The sequence below is a fragment of the Fictibacillus sp. NRS-1165 genome, from assembly GCF_050468105.1.
GTDB classification, from domain to species: domain Bacteria; phylum Bacillota; class Bacilli; order Bacillales; family Fictibacillaceae; genus Fictibacillus_C; species Fictibacillus_C terrinigri.
Genome location: NZ_JBDPNU010000130.1, coordinates 1 through 2,234 on the forward strand (window position 1 = coordinate 1; position 2,234 = coordinate 2,234).

Here is a 2,234-nt window from a genome sequence, read left to right on the forward strand (position 1 = left end):
GATCAGCAATCTCGATTGTTGGCGCTTTAGTCATCGGCCAGGCAGCGGTGCAAGCTGGCATTGTTACCCCAGCGATGGTTATCATTGTATCCATTACGGCAATTGCCAATTTCGCGACCCCTTCCTTTGCGATGGCCATTTCTGCCCGTTTGATTCGTTTTGCCTTTATGGTAGCAGCCGCACTATTTGGTTTTTATGGAGTTATTCTAGGGCTTATCATGTTGATCCTACATTTATGTGGGTTGCGTTCTTTTGGTGTACCTTATATGACACCAATAGCCCCCGTCATACCTGCGGAGTTAGGTGATACCTTCATCCGTGTACCTTGGTGGGCTTTATGGAAGAGACCAAGCTTCATCAGTTCGAATCGTACTCGCGAAGGGAAAAACAAACATCCGCAGCCTCCTCGAAGCCGCGGTATAGTAAATACCGACATGGAACAAGGGGATCGCAATGAATCGTAAAACAGTATTTCTTATCTTATTCTTAAGTGTTGCCTTCCTCTCTGGATGCTACAGTCAAAAGGAATTAACAGACCTAGCGATTATTTCAGCCCTGGGAATCGATAAAAATGAAAACGGAAGGTATGTTGTGACCTTTCAAATTGTCAATCCCGGAAACGTGGCGGGTGGACAACAAGTAAGTGGTGGCGCACAGGGTCCACCGATTACTGCCTTTTCGGTTACAGGGGACAATCTGGTTGAAATAAGCCGTAAAGCAACGACTAGGTTATCTCGTAAAATGTATTATGCCCACGCTAACTTATTAGTGATCAGCGAGAAGCTAGCAAAAACGGAAGGAATACTTAAACTGATAGACGCCTTTGATCGCGATCCAGAGTTCAGGAATACTGCCAGTATTGTGATTTCTCGTGACGTAAAAGCCGCGGATTTTGTGAAAACATTGACACCTATCGATAAAATCCCTTCGAATAAAGTAATAAAAACATTGAAATTTTCGGAACAAAGATGGGGAAGAATTCTAGATGTCAACCTTCAAGATGTGATGAAAAGCCTCATTTCTCCAGGAAAAGGGCTTGCGCTAAGCGGATTCCGGTTGTTTGGAGATCGTCCGCTGGGAAAAACTATACAGAACCTTCAACAAACCAATCCCATGGTAACAATACGAGCTGATGGATTAGCTGTCTTTAAAGATGGAAAGTTAGTCGATTGGATTGAAGGAAAAAACGCAGGTGGTACATTGTGGATCCTGAATAAAATTAAAGCTACAGATGTCGATATCCTATGGAAGAAGGAAAAAGATGCGATTTCATATCAAGTAACCCGGCAACAAACAAAGGTCTCAGCTTCTATGAAAAAAGGGGTACCTGTTATGTTAGTAGATGTCCGTGCCGAGGGAGGCATTGGAGCAGTAAAAGTGCCGGTTAATCTGAATAGTCCGAATGTAATTCTTGCTGTAGAAAGAGCCTTGGAAAAAGAGATTCAAAAGGAGATTCAAGGGGCTGTCCAACACGCTCAAAAAGATAAATCGGACATTTTTGGGTTTGGTGAAGTGGTGCACCGAACCGATCCGGCGGCTTGGAAGAAGCTAAAACACGACTGGAATGATGCTACCTTTCCTAAAGTAAAGGTCAAGGTGAAAGTAGATGCCTTTGTGCGACGCAGCGGTTTGCGAAATAAACCTTTCCTTTCTAATTTCGAAAAATAAATAATGGGTCAAAGGAGTGAGAAATCAGTGGAGAAGGCGAAGATCAGTGCATACCAGCTATTTGTCCTCATGTTTTTATTTGAATTGGGCAGTGCCTTATTAGTTCCTCTTGCTATGGGAGCAAAACAGGATGCCTGGATCGCCATTCTTATTGGGATGGTGGGTGGATTTTTCTTATTTTTTATCTATCTTCGCTTGTACTTCTATTATCCAGATATCCCTCCAACAGAATATGCCCAAAGGATCATGGGGAAATGGCTAGGACGCTGCATTGCTTTTTTTTACATTCTCTATTTTGCGTATCTCGCCGCAAGGGTACTACGAGACTTTGGAGAGATGTTAATCGCCTTTGCCTATCCAGAAACACCATTGTTCATTACCAACACGCTATTTATGCTTGTAGTAATTTACGGAGTCCGAAAAGGAATTGAAGTAATGGCTAGGGCGGGAGAGTTGTTGTTTGTTTTAATGTATCTTCTTGCTGCTGTGGGTTTCGTTTTGATCGTTGCCTCTGGTCTAATTGATTTGAATAACATAAAACCCATACTAGAAGAAGGTATTAGACC

General features: G+C 42.8%; 3 protein-coding genes. All 3 read left to right on the forward strand.

Going from position 1 to position 2,234, the window contains the following annotated elements; translation table 11 throughout:
* Nucleotides 1-464, forward strand: a 464-nt coding sequence (locus ABHN01_RS24975; RefSeq protein ID WP_429877787.1) for a spore germination protein, incomplete at its 5' end; no start/stop codon positions are given.
* Nucleotides 454-1,668 carry a Ger(x)C family spore germination protein gene (locus ABHN01_RS24980; protein WP_429877788.1) on the forward strand — a complete coding sequence of 405 codons (1,215 nt, stop codon included), beginning with the start codon at nt 454-456 and terminating at the stop codon, nt 1,666-1,668. The genes ABHN01_RS24975 and ABHN01_RS24980, both read left to right, overlap by 11 nt.
* Nucleotides 1,669-1,695: 27 nt before the next feature.
* On the forward strand, nt 1,696-2,234 hold a 539-nt coding region (locus tag ABHN01_RS24985), incomplete at its 3' end, for a GerAB/ArcD/ProY family transporter (protein WP_429877789.1).

What these genes read in the sequence shown, in the direction of transcription:
- ABHN01_RS24980 (WP_429877788.1), top strand. Translation starts at nt 454, where the DNA reads ATGAATCGTAAAACAGTATTTCTTATCTTATTCTTAAGTGTTGCCTTC.